General features: G+C 71.1%; 22 protein-coding genes and 1 pseudogene. 3 read left to right on the top strand and 20 right to left on the bottom strand.

Annotated features, from left to right (window positions below):
• Positions 1-171: 171 nt before the first annotated feature.
• Positions 172-768: pseudogene (locus D7M15_RS29090) on the bottom strand (ABATE domain-containing protein); the annotation flags it as partial.
• A 56-nt stretch (positions 769-824) separates the two neighbouring features.
• Here D7M15_RS29090 and D7M15_RS17710 point away from each other — a divergent pair.
• On the top strand, positions 825-1274 hold the full coding sequence (locus D7M15_RS17710) for a VOC family protein (RefSeq protein ID WP_121518409.1): 450 nt from the start codon (positions 825-827) through the stop codon (positions 1272-1274).
• Positions 1275-1395: 121 nt separating this feature from the next.
• Here D7M15_RS17710 and D7M15_RS17705 read toward each other — a convergent pair whose 3' ends face one another.
• The 5 genes from D7M15_RS17705 to D7M15_RS17685 form a co-directional block, all read right to left on the bottom strand.
• Positions 1396-1890, bottom strand: a complete 495-nt coding sequence (locus tag D7M15_RS17705) for a phospholipase (RefSeq protein WP_121518408.1) — start codon at positions 1888-1890, stop codon at positions 1396-1398.
• A gap of 174 nt (positions 1891-2064) precedes the next feature.
• Entirely contained in the window at positions 2065-3102 is a 1038-nt protein-coding gene (locus D7M15_RS17700) for an ABC transporter permease (protein WP_240649355.1), read from the bottom strand.
• Positions 3089-4042, bottom strand: coding sequence for an ABC transporter ATP-binding protein (locus tag D7M15_RS17695; protein ID WP_121518407.1), 954 nt, complete (start codon positions 4040-4042; stop codon positions 3089-3091). Before D7M15_RS17695 ends, D7M15_RS17700 begins: the two co-directional genes overlap by 14 nt.
• Positions 4043-4231: 189 nt before the next feature.
• Entirely contained in the window at positions 4232-5548 is a 1317-nt protein-coding gene (locus tag D7M15_RS17690) for a DUF2092 domain-containing protein (protein WP_121518406.1), read from the bottom strand.
• A 364-nt stretch (positions 5549-5912) separates the two neighbouring features.
• A complete protein-coding gene (locus tag D7M15_RS17685; RefSeq protein ID WP_121518405.1) occupies positions 5913-6923 on the bottom strand; it encodes a polyprenyl synthetase family protein in 1011 nt (336 codons plus the stop codon).
• 243 nt (positions 6924-7166) lie between these two features.
• Here D7M15_RS17685 and fahA point away from each other — a divergent pair, with 243 nt between their 5' ends.
• Positions 7167-8411, top strand: a complete 1245-nt coding sequence (gene fahA, locus D7M15_RS17680) for a fumarylacetoacetase (protein WP_121518404.1) — start codon at positions 7167-7169, stop codon at positions 8409-8411.
• Positions 8412-8504: 93 nt separating this feature from the next.
• On the opposite strand, the gene nuoN is transcribed toward fahA, so the two are convergent.
• From nuoN to D7M15_RS17610, 14 genes are read right to left on the bottom strand one after another with little or no spacing between them, the layout of a single operon-like run.
• Positions 8505-10157, bottom strand: a complete 1653-nt coding sequence (gene nuoN / locus D7M15_RS17675; RefSeq protein ID WP_121518403.1) for an NADH-quinone oxidoreductase subunit NuoN — start codon at positions 10155-10157, stop codon at positions 8505-8507.
• The gene (locus tag D7M15_RS17670; protein ID WP_121518402.1) at positions 10154-11752 is read right to left on the bottom strand and encodes an NADH-quinone oxidoreductase subunit M; all 1599 of its coding nucleotides are present in this window, start codon (positions 11750-11752) and stop codon (positions 10154-10156) included. Before D7M15_RS17670 ends, nuoN begins: the two co-directional genes overlap by 4 nt.
• A gap of 1 nt (position 11753) precedes the next feature.
• Positions 11754-13637 (bottom strand): NADH-quinone oxidoreductase subunit L, encoded by a 1884-nt coding sequence (gene nuoL, locus D7M15_RS17665; protein WP_121518401.1) that lies wholly within the window; start codon positions 13635-13637, stop codon positions 11754-11756.
• 13 nt (positions 13638-13650) lie between these two features.
• The gene (nuoK, locus tag D7M15_RS17660) at positions 13651-13950 is read right to left on the bottom strand and encodes an NADH-quinone oxidoreductase subunit NuoK (protein ID WP_121518400.1); all 300 of its coding nucleotides are present in this window, start codon (positions 13948-13950) and stop codon (positions 13651-13653) included.
• On the bottom strand, positions 13947-14819 hold the full coding sequence (locus D7M15_RS17655) for an NADH-quinone oxidoreductase subunit J (RefSeq protein WP_121518399.1): 873 nt from the start codon (positions 14817-14819) through the stop codon (positions 13947-13949). The genes nuoK and D7M15_RS17655 overlap by 4 nt, the downstream gene beginning before the upstream one ends.
• The gene (gene nuoI / locus D7M15_RS17650) at positions 14816-15439 is read right to left on the bottom strand and encodes an NADH-quinone oxidoreductase subunit NuoI (RefSeq protein WP_121518398.1); all 624 of its coding nucleotides are present in this window, start codon (positions 15437-15439) and stop codon (positions 14816-14818) included. The genes D7M15_RS17655 and nuoI overlap by 4 nt, the downstream gene beginning before the upstream one ends.
• Positions 15432-16871 (bottom strand): NADH-quinone oxidoreductase subunit NuoH, encoded by a 1440-nt coding sequence (gene nuoH, locus D7M15_RS17645; protein WP_121520943.1) that lies wholly within the window; start codon positions 16869-16871, stop codon positions 15432-15434. Before nuoH ends, nuoI begins: the two co-directional genes overlap by 8 nt.
• The gene (locus tag D7M15_RS17640) at positions 16871-19417 is read right to left on the bottom strand and encodes an NADH-quinone oxidoreductase subunit G (RefSeq protein ID WP_121518397.1); all 2547 of its coding nucleotides are present in this window, start codon (positions 19415-19417) and stop codon (positions 16871-16873) included. The genes nuoH and D7M15_RS17640 overlap by 1 nt, the downstream gene beginning before the upstream one ends.
• A complete protein-coding gene (nuoF, locus tag D7M15_RS17635) occupies positions 19414-20754 on the bottom strand; it encodes an NADH-quinone oxidoreductase subunit NuoF (protein WP_121518396.1) in 1341 nt (446 codons plus the stop codon). The genes D7M15_RS17640 and nuoF overlap by 4 nt, the downstream gene beginning before the upstream one ends.
• The gene (gene nuoE, locus D7M15_RS17630) at positions 20751-21578 is read right to left on the bottom strand and encodes an NADH-quinone oxidoreductase subunit NuoE (RefSeq protein WP_121518395.1); all 828 of its coding nucleotides are present in this window, start codon (positions 21576-21578) and stop codon (positions 20751-20753) included. The genes nuoF and nuoE overlap by 4 nt, the downstream gene beginning before the upstream one ends.
• Complete coding sequence (locus tag D7M15_RS17625; protein WP_121518394.1) at positions 21575-22909, bottom strand: NADH-quinone oxidoreductase subunit D; 1335 nt, start codon at positions 22907-22909, stop codon at positions 21575-21577. The genes nuoE and D7M15_RS17625 overlap by 4 nt, the downstream gene beginning before the upstream one ends.
• The gene (locus tag D7M15_RS17620) at positions 22909-23670 is read right to left on the bottom strand and encodes an NADH-quinone oxidoreductase subunit C (RefSeq protein WP_121518393.1); all 762 of its coding nucleotides are present in this window, start codon (positions 23668-23670) and stop codon (positions 22909-22911) included. The genes D7M15_RS17625 and D7M15_RS17620 overlap by 1 nt, the downstream gene beginning before the upstream one ends.
• Entirely contained in the window at positions 23667-24221 is a 555-nt protein-coding gene (locus tag D7M15_RS17615) for an NADH-quinone oxidoreductase subunit B (RefSeq protein WP_121518392.1), read from the bottom strand. The genes D7M15_RS17620 and D7M15_RS17615 overlap by 4 nt, the downstream gene beginning before the upstream one ends.
• 11 nt (positions 24222-24232) lie before the next feature.
• Positions 24233-24592 carry an NADH-quinone oxidoreductase subunit A gene (locus D7M15_RS17610; protein WP_121518391.1) on the bottom strand — a complete coding sequence of 120 codons (360 nt, stop codon included), beginning with the start codon at positions 24590-24592 and terminating at the stop codon, positions 24233-24235.
• Positions 24593-25423: 831 nt separating this feature from the next.
• Here D7M15_RS17610 and D7M15_RS17605 point away from each other — a divergent pair.
• On the top strand, positions 25424-26257 hold the full coding sequence (locus D7M15_RS17605) for a C40 family peptidase (protein WP_121518390.1): 834 nt from the start codon (positions 25424-25426) through the stop codon (positions 26255-26257).
• Positions 26258-26340: the final 83 nt, after the last annotated feature.

The following is a 26340-nucleotide window of genomic DNA, read 5'->3' as shown; positions in this document are numbered from 1 at the left end:
GTCCTCGGAACTCCCGGCGCTCCCCGCGCCCCGGGGACTTCCCGCGTCCCCGAACCCCGCGTCGGCGGCCGGTACCCCGGTGTCCACCGCTTCCGCGCGCGCCGTCGCGTCGCCGCCGCCCGTGCCCGGGAGCGGCCCGCCCGCCTCTTCGTCCGTTCCCGCGCCGCCCTGCCGCGCGCGCAGCGCGCGGACCTTGTGGCGGTTGCCGCAACGCTCCATGGAGCACCAGCGGCGCCGCCCTGGGCGCGAGGTGTCCACGAAGATCAGGGAGCAGTCGTCCGCGCCGCACTCCCGTATCCGATGGGCGTACGGGCCGGTGAACAGGTCGATCGCGTCCCGCGCGACCGTCGAGAGGAGCTGAGTGCCCGTCGCGGGCAGCCACTCCAGGCCGCCGGGCTCGGGCCACTCCAGCACGGGGGCCAGCGGTGGCCGCGCCGCCGCCGCGTTCACCTCCGCCAGGTCCTCGGGGCGCGGCTCCCGCCCCCGCAGCCGGTCACGGGCCAGCGTCAGCACCGAGTCCCGCAGGAGCCGGGCCGCCGCCAACTCCAGCTCCGTCACCTCCAGATGGGGCGTCGGGTCGAGACGGGAGGACTCGGCCCACCCGGTGAGCCCCGCGGGTCGGTGAAGCACCTCGAAGCGGGCAAGAGGACCCGGGCCACCCGTCACGAGCAGCTCCAGGCACAGGGAACCGGGATCGAAGTGGAAGTCCACCCCGTCCGGCGGCTGGAGGAGGAGTCCCTTCGAGGACCCCCTTGCGAACTCAGTCATGTAACCACTATAACTGGTTACGCACGGAACGGAAGTCCCCGACGGAAGGACGCGACATGACCCTCGGCTGGAAGCTCGTGATCGACTCTGCCGAGCCGCAGCGGCAGGCGGCCTTCTGGTCCGACGTCCTGGGGTACGAACTGGAGGACAACAGCACGCGGATCGAGCGGCTGCTGGGCGAGGGCGTCGTCGACGCGTCGCTGCTGGTCGAGTTCAAGGGCCGGAAGTTCTGGCGGGACGCCACCGCGACCCGGCACCCGGAGGACCCGTTCGATCCCGACAGCGGCGCCGGCCTGGGCAGAAGGCTGCTGTTCGTGCGGGTGCCGGAGCCGAAGGCGGGCAAGAACAGACTGCACATCGACGTCCACTCCGGCCCGGCGGGGCGCGCGGCCACGGTGGCGCGGCTGGAGTCGCTCGGGGCGACGCTGGTGCGGCAGGTCGCAGAGCCGTCAGGCGAGTGGACGGTCCTCCAGGACCCGGAGGGCAACGAGTTCTGCGTGCACTGAGCCCGGCGCCCCCGGCCGGTCCGTCCGGGAAAGACTTCTGCCCGCCCGGTCGTGGACCGGACGGGCAGAAGAAGGGCACAGCGTCCCGGCGAGGGCCGGGCGGCGCACGGAGACGGGTGGACTACGCGGCCTGGTCCACCTGGGCGCCGGTGTCGGCCGGAGCCACACCGAGCTTGGAGACGGCCTGGTAGTACGTCCAGGCGAGACCGCTGCACGCGGTCTTCTGGGCACCCGAGTAACCGTTGCAGACCCGCTTCAGGTCCTCGTAGAAGGCACTGTCGATCCGGGCCTTGTTCGCGTCGAACTTACCCACCGCCTTGTAGTTGCGGTAGTTGAAGTCGTGCCGGATGCACGAGTTCTCGAACGGGAAACCGAAGGGGTTGTCAGGAGAGGAGCTGCACTTGTCCGTGCTCCAGTCGAAGCCGTACGCCGACCAGTCACCCTGGTGGGCACGCGCGTTCAGGAACGCCTGCTGGCTGCTGGCGCTGGTCTGGCTCCAGCTGGACATGACCTGGAGCTTGTCCGCGGGCGCCGCGTTCGCGGGAGCGGCCATGGCTGCCGTGGCGGCCAGCGCGACAGCCGCGCTGGACAGGCCGGTGATGAACCGACGACGCATCCAGTACCTCCGGGTGGGGGGTGGCAGCCCGGCGGTGGGGCTGCTGACGAGGGGTTCCGCTCTCCTCGGATGGCCGAGAAGCAGCCCCAGTGTCCAGCCCGGAGACAACAGAGTGCTGTCAGTTCGCAGTCACCTCGGTGACAGTCCCTCACCCGGCGGGACGGTTCGCCGGATTCAGGCCGTGATGTCCTTCGTGGTCAGACGGGCCCAGGCCGCCGAACCGAAGAACGCGGCGTAGAGGGCCTGGAGGCCGAGGTTCTTCACCAGCTGGTCCCAGTACACCGGATCGCGCAGCACGTCCCCGAACGACAGCCAGTAGTGGGGGAAGAGGAAGGGGGGCACCGCGTGCAACTGCGGGATGGTGTCCAGGATCTGCACGGTGATCAGCAGGCCGACGGTGGCGGCCATCGCGGTGACACCGCTGTTCGTCAGCGTGGAGATGAACACGCCCAGTGCCGCCAGCCCGAGCAGGGAGAGCGCGACCAGCACCGCTATGACCAGCGCCCGCCCGAGTCCCTCACCGAACGACACGGTGGTGCCGGAGAGGAGGGTGACCTCCCCGAGGGGGAACAGCAATGACCCGACGATCAGCGCCGAGAGCGCCACGACCAGGGTCGCGGCGAGACAGAAGACGAAGGTGGTGGCGTACTTGACCAGCAACAGCCGGGTACGGCCGGCGGGCGCGACCAGCAGATAGCGCAGCGTCCCGCTCGCCGCCTCCCCCGCGAGCGAGTCACCGGCGATCACCCCGACGGTCATGGGGAGGAAGAAGGGAAGGGTCACCGCGAGCGAGGTGAACACCAGGAACAGACCGTTGTTGGTGACCTGGGCGATGAAGGCGGGCCCCTCCCCTCCCCCGTCGCCCACGGCGCCGCCGTCACTCGTCTCGATCTTGACGGCGATGCCGACCATGACCGGTACGAGTGCCAGCACGCCGAGCAGCGCGAGCGTCCGCCACCGGCGGAAGGTCGTGAGGAGTTCGCTGCGGAACAGGCCGAGACCCAGCCGCCCGAGCCGACTGCCCGCGGGCGCTCCGGACAGAAGCGGCCCCGCGGCGGTCGGACCGGCCGCGGTCGGTCCGCCGGTGGGAGCGGTGGCCGGAACGGCCGTCGTCGGCGCCGTTCGCGGGCCCTGCCACTCGCCTTCCACGTCTCGGCGTACGCCCGTGTCCCGCTGGACGTCGTGCTGGTCACCGGTCTCAGCCTGCGACATCGAAGCCCTCCCCGGTGAGTGCGACGAACACGTCCTCCAGTGAGGCGCGTTCGAGTCCGAAGGCCCGCACCCGTACGTCGGCGGCCACCAGGGCGGCGTTGACGTCCGCCAGGTCCGGCGGGTCGGTGGCGGGCAGTTCGCCGGACACCCGGTCCTCGACGACGGTGACGTCCGTGACCCCGTGCTCCTTGAGGACCGGCACGGCCTCGGCCGTGTCCGGGGTGGTGACGACGAGACGGCCGCGCGCCCCCGCGGACATCTCGGCGACGGTGCCCTGAGTGATGAGCCTGCCTCGGTTCATCACGGCGGTGTGCGTGCAGACCTGCTCGATCTCGTCCAGCAGATGGGAGGAGAGGAAGACCGTGATGCCGTCATCCGCGAGTTCGCGGACGAGGACGCGGATCTCGCGCATGCCCTGCGGGTCGAGTCCGTTGGTGGGCTCGTCCAGTACGAGGAGGCGACGGGGTTGCAGCAGGGCGGAGGCGAGCCCGAGGCGCTGCTTCATGCCGAGCGAGTACGCCTTGGCCTTCTTGCCCCCGGCGGCCGACAGGCCCACGCGGTCGAGCGCCGCCGCGACGCGGGTGCGGCGGGTGCGGGGGTCGGCGGTGGGGTCGGCGGCGTCGTAGCGGAGGAGGTTGTCACGGCCGGAGAGGAAGTCGTAGAGCGCGGGGCCCTCGATCAGGGCGCCGACGTGCGGGAGGACGCGCCCGGCGGCGTGCGGCATGGGCATGCCGAGCAGATGGGCGGTGCCGTCGGAGGGCTCGATCAGGCCGAGCAGCATCCGGATCGTGGTGGTCTTGCCCGAGCCGTTGGGCCCGAGGAATCCGAAGACGCTGCCCCGGGGCACGGACAGGTCGAGGCTGTCCACGGCGAGCTGACCGCCTCGGTAGCGCTTGCTGAGCCCCTGCGTCTCGACAACGGCTTCGGCCGCCTCTGCCATGGTGCTCCCTGGGAGGAACTTCGCCGCCACCCGGCGGTTGCCGGGCGGCGGCGATGCGAGATGTGTCCTGTGCTCCGTACGCCCGCGGGTGCGCGGCGCACGGCGGGCGCGGCGTACGTCCCCGGGCGCTTGGTACGTCCGCGGGACGGGCCGCCCCGCGCACCGTGGCGCGCGGGGCCGCCGCCGGGGTTACTTGGCCGCCGCGTCGGCCGCCTTGACCAGGCCCTCCTTGGTCACGGCGCCGACGAAAAGCTTGCCGTCGTCCGTGATCAGGGCGTTCACGAGCCGGGTCTCGAAGACCCGTCCGGTGCCGAAGTCGCCCTCGGCCTCGTCCGTGAAACTGTCCAACAGCCGCTTCACCGGCTCGGACTCCGCGCCCTTCGCGTCACCGAGCAGGGGCCCCGGCAGCCCGCCGCCGGGCAGCGGGATCTCGGCGACGGTGCCCCAGCCCTTGCCGAACGTGTTGAGGCCGGACAGCTCCGACAGTTCGGGCCGCGCGTCCTTGCCGGGCTTCTTGGTGGCCGCACCGGCGGCTCCGCCGAGCTTCTTCTCGGTCACCTCCGTGCCCTTCGGCGCCTTGAAGGTGAAGGAGTCCGCGTCGGGCTTGCCGAAGTCGACGTTCCGGTAGGAGATGTCGACGACGGGCTTGCCGCCGCCGTCGGGGGTGAGCGTGAACTTCAGCGGGGCGCCGTTGTCCGCGTCGACGGCGATACGGACGGCCTCGACGGTCGAGTCCTCGGCCTTGGGCTTGACGACGAGCTGGTACGCGTCGCGGCCCGCGACCTTCGCGGTGCCGTCCACGGACACCGAGGTCGTCTTGTCGACGGCCTTCAGCGCCTGCTCGGCGGCCTTCTCCGGAGTCAGATCGGCCACGCCGCCGGGCATCTCGTGCGCCCCGCCCCCGCCCTTACCGCCCCTGCCCTTACCGTCCTTGCCCGCGTCGTCCTTGTCCGCGCCGTGGTGCGCGCCCTCGGGAAGGCTGCTGTGGACGGCGGAGTTGCTGGCGCTGTCGTACGCCCACAGGTCCCGGCCGTTGTGGATGAGGCTGTACTCGGCGGCCTCCTCGACGACCGAGACGCGCTGCTTGTCGGGCCCGTCCGTGGCCACCCGGAGCGTGTGCGTGCCGGAGGCCAGCTCCATGAGCTTCTTCTGCGGGTCCGCGGCGGACCCGTCCTCGCCGTCGTCCGCACCGCCCCCGCGCTGACCATCGTCCCCGCGCTCGTCGTCACCGCCGCCGAACGGCCCGCGGCTGCCGCCGCCGGTGCCCGGCAGGGCGGGGAGGCCGAGGTCCGTCTCGACCTTCACGGTGCCGGACTGGTGCGGTACGTCCGACTCGGCCATCTTGGCCAGGAGTTCCTCGGCGGTGATCTTCGGCAGGTCCGGGTCACCGGAGTCGGCGAGCGCCGGGACGAGCCCGATCGTCGCGGCGGCGACGCCCGCGACCGCGACCGGAACGCCGTAGCGCACCGCTTTCCTGCGCGGCTTGCCCGGTTGGATCTGTGCCATGTGTGTGCCTACCTCCGTGGTCGGCGGCGCTTTCTTACCTCGCACTCGTCCACCCCTTGCCGCCATTGTCACCCGAACTGGTGCGGGATGGTGAATCAATAGCACCAAATCACCGGCGGCCGGGCGTCAGCCGAGGGAGGCAACTCCGCGTACTCCCACGGGACTACGCGCGCCTCGGCCGCCTCCGCCGGGTGGCCCCACGCGTACCCGGTTACCCGTACGGGGCACCCTCACGCACCCCTGAGGCCCCGCGGGCCGCCACCGGACCCGAACCAGCGCCGCACCGCCCGCACCGCCCGCACCGCCCGGCGCCTCCGCGCCGCCACGGGCCCGGGCCCGGCCCCGGACCACAGCCCCGACCCGCTCAGCCCGCGCGGTGCACCACCGCGTCGCACAGGTCCGACAGGGCGAGCTTCGCCGGCCCGTCCGCCAGCGGCTCCAGCGTCGCCCGCGCCTCCCGTGCGTACCGCACGGTGTCCCGCCGCGCCTGCTCCAGCGCCGGGTGCGCGCGCAGCCCGGCCAGCGCCTCCGCGTGCCGCGCGTCGTCCGTCAGGTCCCCGTCGAGCAGCCGGCACAGCTCGCGGTCGGCGGCGGCCCCGCCGTTCGCGGCGTGCTCCCGCAGGTACAGCACCGGCAGCGTGGCCACGCCCTCCCGCAGGTCGGTCCCCGGCGTCTTGCCGGACTCGTGGGAGTCGCTGGCGATGTCCAGTACGTCGTCGGCGAGCTGGAAGGCGGTGCCGATCCGCTCGCCGTACTGCGTGAGCGTCGAGGTGACGCTCTCGTCCGCCCCGGCCGTCATCGCCCCGAAGCGGCAGGCCACCGCGATCAGCGAGCCGGTCTTGCCGGAGAGCACCTCGAGGTAGTGGGCGACGGGGTCCTGGCCGTCCTGCGGCCCGGCGGTCTCCATGATCTGGCCGGTGACGAGCCGTTCGAACGCCTCCGCCTGGATGCGTACGGCCTCGGGGCCCAGGTCCGCGAGTATCTGCGAGGCGCGGGCGAAGAGGAAGTCGCCGGTGAGGACGGCCACCGAGTTGCCCCAGTTGGCGTTCGCGCTGGGCACCCCGCGCCGTACGTCGGCCTGGTCCATCACGTCGTCGTGGTAGAGCGTCGCCAGGTGCGTCAGCTCGACGACCACGGCGGACGGTACGACGCCCGGCTCGTGCGGGTCCCCGAACTGCGCGCCGAGCATCACCAGCAGCGGCCGGAAGCGCTTCCCCCCGGCCCGTACGAGGTGCTGCGCGGCGCCCGTGATGAACGGCACGTCGCTCTTCGTGGCCTCCATGAGACCTTCTTCGACTGCCGACAACCCTGCCTGGACATCGGCTTCGAGAGCCTGGTCCCGCACGCTCAGCCCGAACGGCCCGTCGACGGTCACGAGGGGTACTCCTGTCTACGCGGCTGCATGTCGATGAATCGCTGCCACCATCTCTGGCAGCGTAGCCGGTCACAGGTCGATCACTACCCCCGCGTACCCCCGGAGCCTCACCGTGACCACCCCTGTGCGTCCGGCTACGTACGGCGACGGCCGTCCCGTGCCACCGCGCGTTCCGTGACGGGCCGCCCGATAGCCTGGCGGCGGCCCCTGACCGGCGACGACCTCGAAGGCGAGGCACCACGGATGACCGAAGCCAGCGCGCTGGACCTGCCCGGAGACGATCTCTTCGGCGCGGACAACCTGCCGTACGGCCTGTTCACGGACCCCGGCCCGCACGACGCCCGCACCACACCGGACGGACGGGACGCCGGGCAGCCCCGGATCGGCGTCCGCTACGGCGCGTACGTGCTGGACGCGGGCGCCGCCGCCACCGAGTTCGGCTCCCCGCACGCCGAGTTGCTGCGGGAGCCGCTGCTCAACCCGCTGCTGGCCGCGGGCCGTCCCGTCTGGCAGGCGGTACGGGCCGAGCTGCGGGAGTGGCTGACGGGCGGCTCGGAGCGGCGTGCGGCCACGGCGCGGCATCTGCGTCCGCTCGCGGAGGTGGAGCTGCGGCTGCCGTTCGAGGTGGCGGACTACGTCGACTTCTACGCCAGCGAGCACCACGCCGCCAACGTCGGCCGGATCTTCCGCCCCGGCAGCGACCCGCTGACGCCCAACTGGAAGCACCTGCCGATCGGTTACCACGGCCGCGCGGGCACCGTCGTCGTGTCCGGCACGCCGGTCGTACGGCCGCGGGGCCAGCGGAAGCCGCCCACCGCGGAGGCGCCGCTGTTCGGCCCGTCGACGCGGCTGGACATCGAGGCCGAGGTCGCGTTCGTGGTCGGCGCCCCGTCGCGGCTGGGCGAGCCGGTCGGGCAGGACGCGTTCCGCGACCACGTCTTCGGCGTGTGCCTGCTGAACGACTGGTCGGCGCGGGACCTCCAGGCGTGGGAGTACGTGCCGCTGGGCCCGTTCCTGGGCAAGTCGTTCCAGACGTCGGTGTCCCCGTGGATCACGCCGGTGGACGCGTTGGACGCGGCCCGTACGCGGCCGCCCGCCCGGGACTTCCCGCTGCTGCCGTACCTGGACGACGGCGACGGCGCCGTGGCCGAGCCCGGCGGCTTCGACCTGCGGATCACCGTCACGTTGAACGGGCGGCGGATCGCGGAGCCGCCGTTCTCGTCGATGTACTGGACGGCGCAGCAGCAGTTGGCGCACCTGACGGTGAACGGCGCCTCGCTGCGTACGGGCGACCTGTACGCCTCGGGGACGGTCAGCGGCCCGGAGCCGGACCAGTTGGGCTCGCTGTTGGAGGTCACCGAGGGCAAGGGGCCGTTCCTCGCGGACGGCGACGAGGTGACGCTCTCCGCGTGGGCGCCGGGCCCGGACGGGGCGCGGATCGGGCTGGGCGAGGTGACGGGCCGGATCGAGCCGTCCCCCGGCGGCTGAGAACCGCCCCCCGCTCCCCCGCACACGGCACCGCCCGGCACCCCTCGCAGGAGGTGCCGGGCGGTGGTGCGTCCGGGTGGGCGTACGGGCGGCTCAGCGCACGAACACGCCCGCGTCCCCGGCCAGTTCCAGGAAGTACTGCGGCGCGAGGCCGAGCACCAGGGTGACCGCGACGCCGATGCCGATCGCCGTGATCGTCAGCGGGCTGGGGACGGCCACGGTGGGCCCGTCCGCCTTCGGCTCCTGGAAGAACATGAGCACGATGACGCGGATGTAGAAGAACGCCGCGATGGCGGACGAGATGACACCGACGACCACCAGGGCGCCCGCGCCGCTCTCCGCCGCCGCCTTGAACACCGCGAACTTGCCGGTGAAGCCGGACGTCAGCGGGATGCCCGCGAAGGCCAGCAGGAACACCGCGAAGACCGCCGCGACCAGCGGCGAACGGCGGCCCAGCCCGGCCCACTTGGACAGGTGCGTGGCCTCGCCGCCCGCGTCCCGTACGAGCGTCACGACCGCGAAGGCGCCGAGCGTCACGAAGGAGTACGCCGCCAGGTAGAACAGCACGGACGAGACGCCGTCCTCCGACGTCGCGACGACACCGGCGAGGATGAACCCGGCGTGCGCGATGGAGGAGTACGCCAGCAGGCGCTTGATGTCGGTCTGCGTGATCGCGACGATCGCGCCACCCAGCATGGTGACGATCGCGACGCCCCACATCACGGGCTCCCAGTCCCAGCGCAGGCCCGGCAGCACGACGTACAGCAGCCGCAGCAGCGCGCCGAACGCCGCCACCTTGGTGGCCGCCGCCATGAAGCCGGTGACCGGGGTGGGGGCGCCCTGGTAGACGTCCGGGGTCCACATGTGGAACGGCACGGCGCCGACCTTGAACAGCATGCCCATCAGCACCATGGCGCCGCCGATGAGGAGCAGCGCGTCGTTGCCCATGGTCCCGGCGAGGGCCGGGTCGGTGGCGTTGTCGGCGTTGCTGACGACGCGGGCGATGGACGAGTAGTCGACGGCGCCCGCGTAGCCGTACAGCAGCGCGATGCCGAACAGCAGGAACGCGGAGGAGAAGGCTCCCAGCAGGAAGTACTTCACCGCCGCCTCCTGCGACATCAGGCGGTTGCGGCGGGAGAGCGCGCACAGGATGTACAGCGGGAGGGAGAAGACCTCCAGCGCGATGAAGAGCGTCAGCAGGTCGTTGGCCGCCGGGAAGACCAGCATGCCGGCGATCGCGAAGAGGGCGATCGGGAAGACCTCGGTGGTGGTGAACCCGGCCCGTACGGCGTCCCGTTCACCCTGCCCGCCCGGTACGGACGCGGCCTGCGCGGCGAACGAGTCGACGCGGTTGCCGTGCGCGGTGGGGTCGAGCCGCCGTTCCGCGAACGTGAAGACCGCGACGAGGCCCACCAGCAGGATCGTGCCCTGGAGGAACAGCGCGGGACCGTCGACCGCGATCGCGCCCATGGCGGCGACCTGCGCCTTCGTGGTGCCGTACCCGTCCATACCGAGGGCGAGGACGGCGGCGAACGCCGAGGCCAGCGCCACCACGGCGACGAGGACCTGCGCGGTGTAACGGGTGCGCCGCGGCAGGAACGCCTCGATCAGGATGCCGACGAGGGCGGCGCCGAGCACGATCAGCGTCGGTGACAGCTGGGCGTACTCGATGTGCGGGGTCGGGATCTTCTCCGGCTCGGCCGCCGCGTGCGTCCACAGGTTGTGGACGGATTGCGTGGTGCTCACTTGGCCGCCTCCACATCAGGGGCAGGATCGTGCTTCTCCACGTCGGAGAGCGTGTGCTCGACCGCAGGGTTGACGATGTCCGTCAGCGGCTTCGGGAAGACGCCGAGGAAGATCAGCAGGGCGATCAGCGGGGTGACGACCGCGAGTTCGCGGACGCGCAGGTCGGGCATCCCCTTGACGCCCTCCTTCACCGGGCCGGTCATCGTCCGCTGGTAGAGGACGAGGACGTACAGCGCGGCCAGCACGATGGTCGCGGCGGCGATGACGCCGACCACCGGGTAGCGGCTGAACGTACCGACCAGGACCAGGAACTCGCTGATGAACGGCGCCAGTCCGGGCAGCGACAGCGTCGCGAGACCGCCCACGAGGAACGCGCCCGCCAGCACCGGCGCCACCTTCTGCACACCGCCGTAGTCCGCGATGAGCCGCGAGCCGCGCCGGGTGATCAGGAATCCGGCGACGAGCATCAGGGCGGCGGTGGAGATGCCGTGGTTCACCATGTAGAGCGTCGCGCCGCTGTGGCCCTGGGAGGTCATCGCGAAGACGCCGAGGATGATGAACCCGAAGTGGGAGATCGACGCGTACGCGATCAGCCGCTTCATGTCCCGCTGGCCGACGGCCACCAGCGCGCCGTAGATGATGCTGATCAGCGCCAGCACCAGGACCACCGGCGTGGCCCACTCGCTCGCCTCCGGGAACAGCCCGAGGCAGTAGCGGAGCATCGCGAACGTGCCGACCTTGTCGACGACGGCCGTGATCAGCACGGCCACCGGCGCGGTCGCCTCGCCCATCGCGTTGGGCAGCCAGGTGTGCAGCGGGAACAGCGGCGCCTTCACCGCGAAGGCGAAGAAGAAGCCGAGGAACAGCAGCCGTTCGGTGTTCGTCGCCATCTCCAGCTCACCGCTGGCGCGCGCCTCGGTGATCGCCTGGAGCGAGAACGTGCCCTCGCCGAGCTGGTCGGCGGTGACCGCGTACAGGCCGATGACGGCGGCCAGCATGATGAGGCCGCCCGCCAGGTTGTAGAGCAGGAACTTCACGGCGGCGTACGAGCGCTGCCGCGACGCCTCCTCCTCGCCGTGCTCGTGGGCACGGTCACCGAAGCCGCCGATGAGGAAGTACATCGGGATGAGCATCGCTTCGAAGAAGATGTAGAAGAGGAAGACGTCCGTGGCCAGGAAGGAGATGACCACCATCGCCTCGACGGCCAGGATCAGCGCGAAGAAGCCCTGGGTGGGCCGCCAGCGGCGGCCCGGCTTGTCGCCGCCCGCCTCCTCGTCCGCGTCGTGCCAGCCGGCGAGGAGGATGAACGGGACGAGCAGCGCGGTGAGCGCCACCAGTACGGCGCCGATACCGTCCACGCCCAGCTCGTAGCGGACGCCGAACTCGGCGATCCAGGGCCGGGACTCGGTGAGCTGGTAGCGGGCGCCGCCCGGGTCGAAGCGTACGAGCACGGCCGCCGCCAGCCCCAGCGTCACCAGGGACACGGACAGCGCCAGCCACTTGGCCGCCGACCGGCGCGCGGCGGGCATCGCCGCCGTGGCGACCGCGCCGACCGCGGGCACCAGTGCGGTGACCGTCAGCAGGGGAAATGACATCTCAGACCGCCCTCATCAGCAAGGTCGCGGCGACGAGCACCGCCGCACCCCCGAACATCGAGACCGCGTACGAGCGGACGAAACCGTTCTGGACCCGCCGGACCCGCCCGGACAGGCCGCCGAACGAGGCGGCCGTGCCGTTGACGACTCCGTCGACCAGCTTGTGGTCGAGGTAGACCAGGCCGCGCGTCAGGTGCTCGCCGCCCTTGACCAGGACCACGTGGTTCAGGTCGTCCTGGAGCAGGTCGCGCCGGGCCGCGCGGGTCAGCAGGCTGCCGCGCGGGGCGACCACCGGCACCGGTCGGCGCCCGTACTGGAACCAGGCGCCGGTGACGCCGATCAGCAGCGCCACGACGGTGGCCGCGGTGACGGTCGCCGCCGACATGGGCGGATGCCCGTGCTCGAACTCGGTGACGGGTTCCAGCCAGTGCACGAAGTTCTCGTTCAGCTTGAAGTAGCCGCCCGCGAAGACCGAGCCGAAGGCGAGGACGATCATCGGGATCGTCATCGTCCGCGGCGACTCGTGCGGGTGCGTCTCCGCCGGGTCCCAGCGCTTCTCACCGAAGAAGGTGAGGAGCATGACCCGCGTCATGTAGTACGCGGTGATGGCCGCGCCGAGCAGCGCGCAGGTGCCGAGGATCCAGCCCTGGGTGCCGCCCTTGGCGAACGCCGCCTCGATGATCTGGTCCTTGGAGAAGAACCCGGAGAGGCCGGGGAAACCGATGATCGCGAGGTAGCCGAGGCCGAACGTGACGAAGGTGACCGGCATGTGCTTGCGCAGCCCGCCGTACTTCCGCATGTCCACCTCGTCGTTCATCCCGTGCATCACGGAACCGGCGCCGAGGAAGAGGCCCGCCTTGAAGAAACCGTGGGTGACCAGGTGCATGATCGCGAACGCGTAGCCGATCGGGCCGAGTCCGGCCGCCAGCATCATGTAGCCGATCTGCGACATCGTGGAGCCCGCGAGGGCCTTCTTGATGTCGTCCTTGGCGCAACCGACGATCGCACCGAAGAGGAGCGTGACCGCGCCGACGGTGACGACGACGAGCTGCGCGTCGGGGGCGGCGTTGAAGATCTCGCCGGAGCGGGTGATCAGGTACACGCCCGCGGTGACCATCGTCGCCGCGTGGATCAGGGCCGAGACCGGGGTCGGGCCCTCCATCGCGTCGCCCAGCCACGACTGGAGCGGCACCTGCGCCGACTTGCCGCAGGCCGCCAGCAGCAGCATCAGGCCGATGGCCGTCAGCTTGCCCTCGCTCGTCTCGCCCGTCGACTCCAGCACGGGCTCGAAGGCGAAGGTGCCGAACGTGGTGAACATCAGCATGATCGCGATCGACAGGCCGACGTCGCCGACCCGGTTGACCAGGAACGCCTTCTTCGCCGCGGTCGCCGCGCTCGGCTTGTGCTGCCAGAAGCCGATGAGCAGGTACGAGGCGAGGCCCACGCCCTCCCAACCGACGTACAGCAGCAGGTAGTTGTCCGCGAGGACGAGCAGCAGCATCGCCGCGAGGAAGAGGTTGAGATAGCCGAAGAAGCGCCGCCGCCGCTCGTCGTGCTCCATGTAGCCGATGGAGTAGACGTGGATGAGCGTGCCGACCCCGGAGATCAGCAGGACGAACGTCATGGACAGCTGGTCGAGCTGGAAGCCCACGTCCGCCTGGAAGTCGGCGACGGGGATCCAGCTGAACAGATGCTGGTGCATGGCGCGTTGCTCGGTGTCCTTGCCGAGCATGTCCGCGAAGAGCAGCAGCCCGACGACGAACGAGGCGGCGGCCAGCAGCGTGCCGAGCCAGTGCCCCGTACGGTCGAGCCTGCGGCCCCCGCACAGCAGGACGGCCGCGCCGAGGAGCGGTGCTCCGACGAGCAGCCCGATGAGTGATTCCACTGGTCCGTACTCCTTACAGCTTCATCAGGCTGGCGTCGTCGACCGAGGCCGAGTGGCGGGAGCGGAAGAACGTCACGATGATCGCCAGACCGACCACGACCTCCGCGGCGGCGACGACCATGGTGAAGAACGCCATGATCTGGCCGTCGAGGTTGCCGTGCAGGCGGGAGAAGGTGACCAGCGCGAGGTTGCTCGCGTTCAGCATCAGCTCGACGCACATGAAGACGATGATGGCGTTCCGCCTGACCAGCACCCCGGCGGCGCCGATGGTGAACAGCAGCGCCGCGAGATAGAGGTAGTTGACCGGGTTCACTTGGCCTTCTCCTTATCCCTGTCGCCGGAGCCGTCGGCGTCGCGGCCCGCGTTCCCCGCGGGGCGCTCGCCCCGTTCCAGGTACTCCTGCGTGCGCTGCTCCAGCGCCGCCAGGTCGGCGAGCGCCTCGTCGGACACGTCGCGGACCTGGCCGCGGCCGCGCAGCGTCGGGTTGACGGTCAGTTCGGACGGGCTGCCGTCGGGCAGCAGGCCGGGGATGTCCACGGCGTTGTGGCGGGCGTAGACGCCGGGCGCGGGCAGCGGCGGGACCTGGCGGTTCTCGCGTACGCGCTTCTCGGCCATCTCCCGCTGCGTCGACCGGCGTTCCGTACGCTCGCGGTGCGTGAGCACCATGGCGGCGACGGCGGCGGTGACGAGCAGGGCGCCGGTGATCTCGAAGGCGAAGACGTACTTGGTGAAGACCAGGCGGGCCAGCCCCTGCACGTTGCCCTCGGCGTTGGCCTCCGCGAGGCCGTTGAACGTGCTGAGCGACGCGTTGCCGAGGCCGCCGACGAGGAGGACGCCGAAGCCGAGTCCGGCGGCGACGGCCAGCCAGCGCTGGCCCTTGATGGTCTCCTCCAGCGTGTCGCTGGTGGAGACGCCGACGAGCATCAGCACGAAGAGGAACAGCATCATCACGGCGCCCGTGTAGACGACGACCTGGACCATGCCCAGGAAGTACGCGCCGTTGGCGAGGTAGAAGACCGCCAGGATGATCATGGTGCCGGCGAGGCAGAGGGCCGCGTGCACGGCCCGCCGCATCAGTACGGTGCCGAGCGCGCCCAGCACCGCCACGGTGCCGAGCACCCAGAACTGCACGGCCTCGCCCGTGGAGGTGGCGGTGCTGGCGGCGGCGAGGGTGGTGCTCACTTCTCGCTCACCGCCTCCGCGGCCGCGGGCTCGGCGGCACCGAAGGTGGTCTCCGCGGGCTGCGGCTCCTCGTTCAGCTTGTCCCCGGAGTGCGGCTCCTGCTGCACGGTGCCGGGGGCCGCCTCGGTGACCAGACCGTTGTAGTAGTCCTTCTCGGTCATGCCCGGGAAGATCGCGTGCGGCGAGTCGACCATGCCCTCCTGGAGACCCGAGAGCAGCTCTTCCTTGGTGTAGATGAGCGACGCGCGGGAGGAGTCGGCGAGTTCGTACTCGTTCGTCATGGTCAGTGCCCGCGTGGGGCACGCCTCGACGCACAGGCCGCACAGGATGCAGCGCAGGTAGTTGATCTGGTAGACGCGGCCGTAGCGCTCGCCCGGGGAGTAGCGCTCCTCCTCGGTGTTGTCCGCGCCCTCGACGTAGATCGCGTCCGCCGGGCAGGCCCAGGCGCACAGTTCGCAGCCGACGCACTTCTCCAGCCCGTCGGGGTGCCGGTTCAGCTGGTGGCGCCCGTGGAAGCGGGGCGCCGTCGGCTTCTTGTACTCCGGGTACTGCTCGGTCAGCCGCTTCTTGAACATGGCCTTGAAGGTCACGCCGAAGCCGCCCAGGGGGTTCTCAGGCATCGTCGCTCCCCCTTCCTTGGGAGGTCCCTGTGTTGCTCTCGGAGGAGCCGCCGGACTCCGCCGGCTCCGCCGCCGTACCGACCAGCTCCCGGTCCCGCTTCGCGCGGGACGGGCGGCGCGGCGCGGCGGGCAGCGTCTGGCCCGGCAGCGGGGGCACCGGGTAGCCGCCGGCCATCGGGTCGAAGGCCGGTCCGCCGGACTCGGCCAGCTCCTTCTCGCGTTCGGCCTCGCGTGCCTTCTCGCCGCGTTCGCGGAAGACGTCCACGAGGAACGAGACCAGCAGCAGGGCGAGGACGAGTCCGCCGACCCAGTAGATGACGTCGGTGAAGGAGTAGTTCTCGTTCCGCATGGCCCGTACGGTCGCGACCAGCATCAGCCAGACCATCGAGACGGGGATGAGGACCTTCCAGCCGAGCTGCATGAACTGGTCGTAGCGCACGCGCGGCAGCGCGGCCCGGATCCAGACGAAGCCGAACAGCAGCATGAGCAGCTTGAGCACGAACCAGAGCATCGGCCACCAGCCGTGGTTCGCGCCCTCCCAGTACGTGGAGATCGGCGCCGGGGCCCGCCAGCCGCCCAGGAACAGGGTGACCGCGAGGGCGGACACCGTGACCATGTGGACGTACTCGGTGAGCATGAACAGCGCGAACTTGATCGACGAGTACTCGGTGTTGAAGCCGCCGACGAGGTCGCCCTCGGACTCCGGCATGTCGAACGGGGCCCGGTGGGCCTCACCGACCATCGACACCAGGTAGATCAGGAACGAGATCGGCAGCAGCACCGCGAACCAGCGCTCGTCCTGCTCCGCCACGATCGCGGACGTCGACATCGACCCGGAGTAGAGGAACACGGCGGCGAAGCTGAGGCCCATGGCGACCTCGTAGCTGATCACCTGGGCCGTGGCCCGTACGCCGCCGAGCAGCGGGTACGTCGAGTTGGACGACCAGCCCGCGAGGACCACGCCGTACGCGGCGATGGACGAGGTGGCCAGGATGTAGAGCACGGCCACCGGCAGGTCGGTGAGCTGCATGGCGGTACGGGTGCCGAGGATCGACACCTCGTTGCCGGGCGGGCCGAAGGGGATCACCGCGATGGCCATGAAGGCCGGGATGGTGCCGACGATCGGCGCCAGGATGTAGACCGCCTTGTCGGCGCCCTTGACGATGATGTCTTCCTTCAGCATCAGCTTGATGCCGTCGGCCAGCGACTGGAGCATGCCCCACGGACCGTGCCGGTTGGGGCCGATGCGCAGCTGCATCCAGGCGACGACCTTGCGCTCCAGCACGATGCAGAGGAGCACGGTCAGCATCAGGAAGGCGAAGCAGAACACCGCCTTGATGGCGATCAGCCACCACGGGTCGGTGCCGAAGGCCGACAGGTCCTCGGCGGCGACCACGTAGCCGGGCACGGTGCCCGGCAGGGTTCCCTGCATCACGCGTCCACCTCCTTCGATCCCTCGGACCCGGCGGCGGTGTCCCGTACGGCGGTGCCGTCCGGTACGGCGGGTGCGAGCTTGACGAGCGTGCCGGGTACGGCGCCCAGGTCGCGGTGGGCGCCGCCGCCCACGGAGTTGAGCGGCAGCCAGACGACGTGCTCGGGCATCGGGTCGGTGACCCGGAGCGGGAGCGTCACGTGCCCGGCCGGTCCGGTGACCGCGACCAGCTCGCCGTCCCGTACCCCGGCCTCGTCGGCGGTGCGCGGCGCGAGCCGTACGACGGCGGCGTGCCGCGTACCGGTCAGCGCCTCGTCGCCCTCCTGCATGCGGCCCTGGTCGAGCAGCAGCCGGTGCCCGGCGAGCACGGCCTCGCCCTTGCCGGGCTGCGGCAGCGGGCGGGACCGCTCCTGCGGGGCGTCCGGGTACGGGCCGTCCCAACCGCCGAGCAGGTCCAGTTCGCGGCGGATGGCGTGCACGTCGGGCAGCGCGACGGGGTCGCCGAGGGCGTCCGCGAGCATGTGCAGCACCCGGCCGTCGGGCTGTACGTGACGGCGCGTCATCTGGTCGGGCTTCAGCGCGGCCTCGAACGTCCGCGCGCGGCCCTCCCAGTTGAGGAACGTGCCGGTCTTCTCGACGACGGCGGCGACCGGCAGGACGACGTCCGCCCGCTCGGTGACCTCCGAGGGCCGCTGCTCCAGGCTGACGAGGAAGCCGACCGCGTCGAGCGCGGCGACGGCGGCAGCCGGGTCGGGCAGGTCGGCCGGTTCGACGCCGCCGACGACGAGTCCGCCGAGTTCACCGGCGGCCGCGGCCGCCACGATCCCGTCCGTCCCGCGTCCGCGGCCCTCCGGGAGCCGGGGCAGGCCCCAGACCCGGGCGACCTCGTCGCGTGCGCGCGCGTCGGTCGCGGGCCGCCCGCCGGGCAGCAGGCCCGGCAGCGCGCCCGCCTCGACGGCGCCGCGCTCACCGGCCCGGCGCGGGATCCAGACGAGCCGCGCGCCGGTGGCGGCGGCCGCCCGTACGGCGGCGGTGAGCCCGCCGGCGACGGCGGCGAGCCGCTCCCCGACGATGATCACGGAGCCCTCGGCGCGCAGCGCCTCCGCCGCGCCCTCGCCCGCCGGGTCGAGGCCGACGCCGCCGGACAGCGCGTCCAGCCACTCGGTCTCGGTGCCGGGGGCGGCGGGCAGCAGCGTGCCGCCCGCCTTCTCCAGGCCGCGGGTGGCGTGCGTGGCGAGGGCGTACGTGCGCTGCCCGTGGCGGCGGTACGCCTTGCGCAGCCGGAGGAAGACGCCGGGCGCCTCCTCCTCGGACTCGAAGCCGACGAGGAGCACGGCCGGGGCCTTCTCCAGGGCGGTGTACGTGAGTCCGGCGCCGTCGAGGTCCCGGCCGCGCCCGGCGACCCGGGCCGCGAGGAAGTCGGCCTCCTCGGCGGTGTGCACGCGCGCGCGGAAGTCGATGTCGTTCGTGCCGAGGGCGACGCGCGCGAACTTGGCGTACGCGTACGAGTCCTCGTACGTGAGTCTGCCGCCCGTCAGCACGGCGACGCCGCCGTCCCGGCGGGCCGCGGCCAGGCCGCGGGCGGCCGCCTCCAGTGCCTCGGGCCAGCTGGCCTCGGCCAGTTCACCGGTCTCCGGGTCCCGTACGAGCGGGGTGGTGAGCCGGTCGGGGCGCTGCGCGTAGCGGAAGCCGAAGCGGCCCTTGTCGCACAGCCACTCCTCGTTGACCTCCTGGTCCTCGGCCGCCATCCGCCGCATGACCTTGCCGCGGCGGTGGTCCGTACGGGTCGCGCAGCCGCCCGCGCAGTGCTCGCAGACGCTGGGCGAGGAGACCAGGTCGAACGGGCGGGAGCGGAAGCGGTACGCGGCGGAGGTGAGGGCGCCGACGGGGCAGATCTGGATGGTGTTGCCGGAGAAGTACGACTCGAAGGGGTCGCCCTCGCCGGTGCCGACCTGCTGGAGGGCGCCCCGTTCGAGCAGCTCGATCATCGGGTCGCCCGCGACCTGGTTGGAGAAGCGGGTGCAGCGGGCGCAGAGCACGCAGCGCTCGCGGTCGAGCAGCACCTGCGTCGAGATCGGTACGGGCTTCTCGAACGTCCGCTTGCGGCCCTCGAAGCGGGACTCGGCGGAGCCGGTGGCCATCGCCTGGTTCTGGAGCGGGCACTCGCCGCCCTTGTCGCAGACGGGGCAGTCCAGCGGGTGGTTGATGAGCAGCAGCTCCATCACCCCGCGCTGGGCCTTCTCGGCCACGGGCGAGCTGAGCTGCGTCTTGACCACCATGCCGTCGGTACAGGTGATGGTGCAGGAGGCCATCGGCTTGCGCTGGCCCTCCACCTCGACGATGCACTGGCGGCAGGCGCCCGCGGGGTCGAGCAGCGGGTGGTCGCAGAAGCGCGGGATCTCGATGCCCAGTTGCTCGGCGGCGCGGATCACCAGGGTGCCCTTGGGCACGCTGATCTGCGCTCCGTCGATGGTCAGCGAGACGAGATCCTCCGGCGGAGGGCCCTCCCCGCCACCGGAGGTCTTGGCGTCGGTCGTGACGGTCACGCGGTCACCTCCAGGTGAGCGGTCTTGTCGTCGGCCCAGACCGTGGTGGCGGCCGGGTCGAAGGGGCAGCCACGGCCGGTGACGTGCTGCTCGTACTCGTCGCGGAAGTACTGGAGCGACGAGAAGATCGGGGATGCCGCGCCGTCACCGAGGGCGCAGAAGGACTTGCCGTTGATGTTGTCGGCGATGTCGTCGATCTTGTCGATGTCGGACATGGTCGCCTTGCCCGCCTCGATGTCGCGGAGCAACTGGACGAGCCAGTACGTCCCTTCGCGGCAGGGCGTGCACTTGCCGCAGGACTCGTGGGCGTAGAACTCGGTCCAGCGGGTCACGGCCCGTACGACGCAGGTGGTCTCGTCGAAGCACTGGAGCGCCTTGGTGCCCAGCATCGAACCGGCCTCGCCGACGCCCTCGTAGTCGAGGGGCACGTCGAGGTGCTCCTCGGTGAGCATCGGTGTCGAGGAACCGCCGGGCGTCCAGAACTTGAGCCGGTGTCCGGGGCGCATGCCGCCGCTCATCTCCAGCAGCTGGCGCAGCGTGATGCCGAGCGGCGCCTCGTACTGGCCGGGGGTGGCGACGTGGCCGCTCAGCGAGTACAGCGTGAAGCCCGGGGACTTCTCGCTGCCCATGGAGCGGAACCACTCCTTGCCCTTGTGCATGAGCGCGGGAACCGACGCGATGGACTCGACGTTGTTCACCACGGTGGGGCAGGCGTAGAGGCCCGCGACCGCCGGGAAGGGGGGGCGCAGCCGGGGCTGACCGCGTCGTCCTTCGAGGGAGTCGAGGAGCGCCGTCTCCTCACCGCAGATGTACGCGCCCGCGCCCGCGTGCACCGTGAGGTCCAGCGGCTTGCCGGGGCCGAGCGCGTCCGGCCCGAGGTAGCCCGCCTCGTACGCCTCGCGCACCGCGAGGTGCAGGCGGCGCAGGACGGGGACGACCTCGCCACGGAGGTAGATGAAGGCGTGCTCGGAGCGGATCGCGTGGCACGCGATCACGATGCCCTCGATCAGGGAGTGCGGGTTGGCGAAGAGGAGGGGGATGTCCTTGCAGGTGCCGGGCTCGGACTCGTCCGCGTTCACCACGAGGTAGTGCGGCTTGCCGTCGCCCTGCGGGATGAACTGCCACTTCATGCCGGTGGGGAAGCCCGCGCCGCCACGGCCGCGCAGGCCCGCCTCCTTGACGTACGCGATGACGTCGTCCGGCGGCATGGCGAGCGCCTTGCGCAGGCCCTCGTAGCCGTCGTGGCGGCGGTAGGTGTCCAGCGTCCAGGCGTCCGGCTGGTCCCAGAACGCCGAGAGGACCGGCGTCAGCACCTTCTCGGGAGACTCGGTGGTCATGACTGGCCCTCCTCGGTGACCGGCCCGGTCGGGTTCTTCGGGTCGGACGGCGCGTTGTCCTGCGGCGCGTCGTGCGAGCTGAGCCGCTCGGGCGGCTGGCCGCCCGTCGGCGCGGGGCCGCGCGGGGTGACGACGCGGCCGCCGGTGTCGCCCTTGGCCAGCCGCAGTCCGGCGAGCGAGGCGGGACCGGCGCCGCCGGTCGCCTCGACGGCTCCGGGGCGCTCGTCCGGGAAGCCGGCCAGGATGCGGGCCGTCTCCTTGAACGTGCAGATCTTCGCGCCGCGCGTCGGCTGCACGTCGTTCCCGGCGCGCAGGTCGTCGACGAGACGGCGGGCGCTGTCGGGCGTCTGGTTGTCGAAGAACTCCCAGTTGACCATCACGACGGGCGCGAAGTCGCAGGCGGCGTTGCACTCGATGTGTTCGAGGGTGACCTTGCCGTCGTCGGTCGTCTCGTTGTTGCCGACGCCGAGGTGCCGCTGGAGGTCCTCGAAGATCTCGTCGCCGCCGAGGACGGCGCAGAGGGTGTTGGTGCAGACGCCGACCTGGTAGTCACCGGACGGCTTGCGGCGGTACATGCTGTAGAAGGTCGCGACCGCCTTCACCTCGGCCGTGGCCAGGTCGAGCATCTCGGCGCAGAACTTCTGCCCGGTGCGGGTGACGTGGCCCTCCTCCGACTGCACGAGGTGCAGCATCGGCAGGAGCGCCGACCGGCTGTCCGGGTAGCGCGCGATGATCTCCTTCGCGTCGGCCTCCAGCCGCGTCCGTACGTCCGCCGGGTAGTCGGGCGCGGGCAGCTCGGGCATGCCGAGTGACACATCCGTCATCGGTCGACGCCTCCCATCACGGGGTCGAGGGACGCGACGGCCACGATGACGTCGGCCACCTGGCCGCCCTCGCACATCGCCGCCATCGACTGGAGGTTGGTGAACGACGGGTCGCGGAAGTGCACGCGGTACGGCCTGGTGCCGCCGTCGCTCACGGCGTGCACGCCCAGCTCGCCCTTGGGGGACTCCACGGCGGCGTACGCCTGGCCCGGCGGGACCCGGAAGCCCTCGGTCACGAGCTTGAAGTGGTGGATCAGGGCCTCCATGGAGGTGCCCATGATGTTCTTGATGTGGTCGAGCGAGTTGCCCAGCCCGTCCGGGCCGAGGGCGAGCTGCGCGGGCCAGGCGATCTTCTTGTCGCCGACCATCACGGGGCCCGGCTCCAGCCGGTCGATGCACTGCTCGATGATGCGCAGCGACTGCCGCATCTCCTCGATCCGGATGAGGAACCGGCCGTAGCTGTCGCAGGTGTCCACGGTCGGCACGTCGAAGTCGTACGTCTCGTAGCCGCTGTACGGCTGGACCTTGCGCAGGTCGTGCGGCAGCCCGGCGGAGCGCAGGATCGGGCCGGTGGCGCCGAGGGCCATGCAGCCGGCCAGGTCGAGGTAGCCGATGTCCTGCAACCGCGCCTTGAAGACGGGGTTGGTGGTGGCGAGCTTGTCGTACTCCGGCAGGTTCTTGCGCATCTTCTTGACGAACTCGCGGAGTGCGTCGACCGCGCCGGACGGCAGGTCCTGGGCGAGGCCGCCGGGGCGGATGAACGCGTGGTTCATGCGCAGCCCGGTGATCAACTCGAAGAGGTCCAGGACCAGTTCGCGGTCGCGGAAGCCGAAGATCATGACGGTGGTGGCGCCCAGCTCCATGCCGCCGGTGGCGACGCAGACCAGGTGCGACGAGAGCCGGTTCAGCTCCTGGAGCAGTACGCGGATGACGTTCGCGCGGTCGGGGATGTCGTCCTCGATGCCGAGGAGCTTCTCGACCGCCATGCAGTACGCCGCCTCGTTGAAGAACGGCGTGAGGTAGTCCATGCGCGTCACGAAGGTCGTGCCCTGCGTCCACGTGCGGTACTCGAGGTTCTTCTCGATCCCGGTGTGCAGGTAGCCGATGCCGCAGCGGGCCTCGGTGACCGTCTCGCCGTCGATCTCCAGGATGAGCCGGAGCACGCCGTGCGTGGACGGGTGCTGCGGGCCCATGTTGACGATGATGCGCTCGTCGTCGCTCTTCGCAGCGGCGGCGGCCAGCTCGTCCCAGTCGCCACCGGTCACGTCGTAGACGGTGCCCTCGGTGGTCTCGCGGATACCCGCGGTGGCGTGCCTCGTTGGTGTGGACATCAGCTGTACGACCTCCGCTGGTCGGGAGCCGGGATCTGGGCGCCCTTGTACTCGACGGGAATGCCGCCGAGCGGGTAGTCCTTGCGCTGCGGGAAGCCCTGCCAGTCGTCCGGCATCATGATCCGCGTCAGGGCGGGGTGCCCGTCGAAGATCAGGCCGAAGAAGTCGTACGCCTCGCGCTCGTGCCAGTCGTTCGTCGGGTACACCTCGACGATCGACGGGATGTGCGGGTCCGCGTCGGGGACCGTGACCTCCAGCCGGATCAGCCGGTTGTGGGTGAGCGACCGCAGGTGGTAGACGGCGTGCAGCTCGCGCCCGCGGTCCTCCGGGAAGTGCACGGCGCTGACACCGGCGCAGTACTCGAAGCGCAGCGCGGGATCGTCGCGCAGCGTGCGCGCGACCCGCGGCAGGTGCTCCCGCTCGATGTGGAACGTGAGTTCACCGCGGTCGACGACCGTCTTGGTGATCACGTTCTCGGGGAGCAGGCCCTGCTCGTCGAGCGCGCCCTCCAGCTCGTCGGCCACCTCGTCGAACCAGCCGGCCTCCGGGCCCGGCCCGTACGGACGCCGCGTGCCGCCGGGCAGCCGCACCGTGCGGACGAGGCCCCCGAAGCCGGAGGTGTCACCGCCCGCCTTCGCGCCGAACATGCCGCGGCGTACGCCGATGACCTCGCCGCCGTCGCCGCGGTTGCCGGGGAGGTTCTCGGCGTTGAGTTCCTGGTCGGGGTTGGCCCCGTCGTTACGGCGGTCCTGCTCGCTCACCGCAGCAGCCCCTTCATCTCGATCGTCGGGAGCGCCTTCCTCGCGGCTTCCTCCGCCTCACGCGCCGCCTGCTCGCGGTTGACGCCGAGCTTCTCGCCCTGGACGTGCTCGTGGAGCTTGAGGATCGCGTCGAGCAGCATCTCGGGGCGCGGCGGGCAGCCGGGCAGGTAGATGTCGACGGGCACGATGTGGTCGACGCCCTGCACGATCGCGTAGTTGTTGAACATGCCGCCGGACGAGGCGCAGACGCCCATCGAGATGACCCACTTGGGGTTCGGCATCTGGTCGTAGACCTGCCGCACGACGGGGGCCATCTTCTGGCTGACCCGGCCGGCGACGATCATGAGGTCCGCCTGTCGGGGCGAGCCGCGGAAGACCTCCATGCCGAACCGGGCGAGGTCGTACCGGCCGGCGCCCGTCGTCATCATCTCGATGGCGCAGCAGGCGAGTCCGAAGGTCGCCGGGAACATGGACGACTTGCGGACCCACCCGGCGGCCTGCTCGACGGTGGTGAGCAGGAAGCCGCTCGGCAGTTTCTCTTCGAGTCCCATTACTTATGCACCTAGTCCCATTCCAGCCCGCCGCGCCGCCACACGTACGCGTAGGCGACGAAGACGGTGAGCACGAAGAGAAGCATCTCCACGAGCCCGAAGATCCCCAGGGCGTCGAAGGAGACGGCCCACGGGTAGAGGAAGACGATTTCGATGTCGAAGACGATGAACAACATCGCCGTCAGGTAGTACTTGATGGGGAAGCGGCCGCCACCCTCCGGCTGCGGCGTCGGCTCGATCCCGCACTCGTACGCCTCAAGCTTGGCGCGGTTGTAGCGCTTGGGGCCGATGACCGAGGCCGCGATCACGGAGAAGATGGCAAAGGCGGCTCCGATGCCCCCCAGTACAAGGATGGGCGCGTACGCGTTCACCGCTCCTCGCTCCTTCCAGTCGACCCCTGCAGGGGCGTTTCCCGGGCCGTCAGAGCCGAGGGGCGTCGACACTGACATCCGCTGACCACCGGGCAGGTGGTGCTCCCCACGAAGATCGCTTCTATGTGAGGCAGTTCACAAGCCCTGGGGGAGCATCCTATGCCCGGCACTCTGTGACCTGCGACACGGGGTACGACAACGGGCTTTGTGATCTCTGCCACCCGTAGGACGATCATGTCGACGGCCGCGTGTTCGTCTGCGTACGCGAAGTGGTCGCGCTTTCCCGGCCGATGACGTGAACGGCAGGTGAACGGCGTGCGTCGGCGTATTACGTCAACTTCCCGGCTGCGGTGGCAAATTCGCGATCGAGTGGTACGGAGGGCGCCCGCGCACACGCTCCGGAAGGCTCTCCGGGCCGCTCCACAGGGCACGTTCGGCACCGGCGGCAACGTACGGGAACGCGCCACCGGAGGGCGTCAGAACGCGCCATGTCACGGGAGGTCGTGAATGACCGCACAAGCCAGGATGCGGTGTATGGCGCCCAATGACGGGTTTTGCGCCGGTAGTTCGGATACGCGTCGTGAGCTGCGCCACCCCAACTCGCGGCAGCCGCCGCCTTCTTTGCCTCCGTTATCCGTACGTGATATGCCGTCGCGGCGATTCGCCCTTTCGGGACAACTGCCAGGACACAGGCCCGTATTCGGGCATTGGGGTGTCGGCGCGGAGGTCCCGGGGGAAGATCGACAGGGGCCCAACTCGCCCGTCACGGCCGCAATGTGGCGCATCCCACTCTTATTGAAGGCACCCCCGCGGCCCTGATAGCCAGTACCCATGTCCCAGACCGCTCACATACCCAGCCACCGGAAGCCCCGCTCCCGGTCCAGGAAGACGCTGGCGCTGCGCGCCGGAGTTGCCGGTGGCGTCCTCGGCACCATCGCGGTGACGACCGGCGCCGCCTCGCCCTCGTCCACCGACCACTCGGCGGGCGGCCAGAACACCGCCCCCGAGACCACGGCCCAACTCCCCACCCTGACCGCCGAGCTGCCCGAGACGGCGCAGCGCACCGCGGACTCGCTCGCCATGTCCGCCCTCCGGTACGAGCTGGACGCGGCCCGGGACTCCGCCGCGGACAAGGCGGCGGAGCAGGCCAAGGACGCCAAGGCCGAGGCCGACCGCAAGGCCGAGGAGGCCCGCCGGGCGGAGGCCCAGCGGAAGGCCGACGAGCAGGCGTCCCGTACCGCCGAACGCACCACGCTGAGCGCCGCCGACGCCCCGGACGCCGCGTCGGCCCCCGCGCCGTCCAACGCCACGGGCAGCGCCGCCGAGGTCATCAGCTTCCTGCGCGCGCAGCTCGGCAAGGCGTACGTCTCCGGGGCGACCGGCCCCAGCGCGTACGACTGCTCCGGGCTGACCCTGGCCGCGTTCAAGCAGGTCGGCATCGACCTGCCGCGCGTCTCGCAGGACCAGTCGACCACCGGCACGCAGATCCCGGTGAGTTCGGCCCAGCCCGGCGACCTCCTCTTCTGGGGCGGCACCGGCAGCGCGTACCACGTGGCCGTGTACGTCGGCGACGGCCAGTACATCGACGCGGCGAACCCGTCGAAGGGCGTCGTCCAGCAGGCCCTCTCGGACTACCCGCCGACGACCGCGACCCGCGTCCTCTGAACCACCCGCACGACCCGCACCACCCGTACGGCACGCGAGAGCCGGTCCCCGGAACGTCCCGGGGACCGGCTCTCGCGTACGGG

Source organism: Streptomyces sp. Z26, from assembly GCF_003665095.1.
GTDB lineage: Bacteria > Actinomycetota > Actinomycetes > Streptomycetales > Streptomycetaceae > Streptomyces > Streptomyces phytohabitans.
The sequence above is the reverse complement of the archived record's forward strand: the minus strand, read 5'-3'. Positions and strand labels throughout refer to the sequence as shown.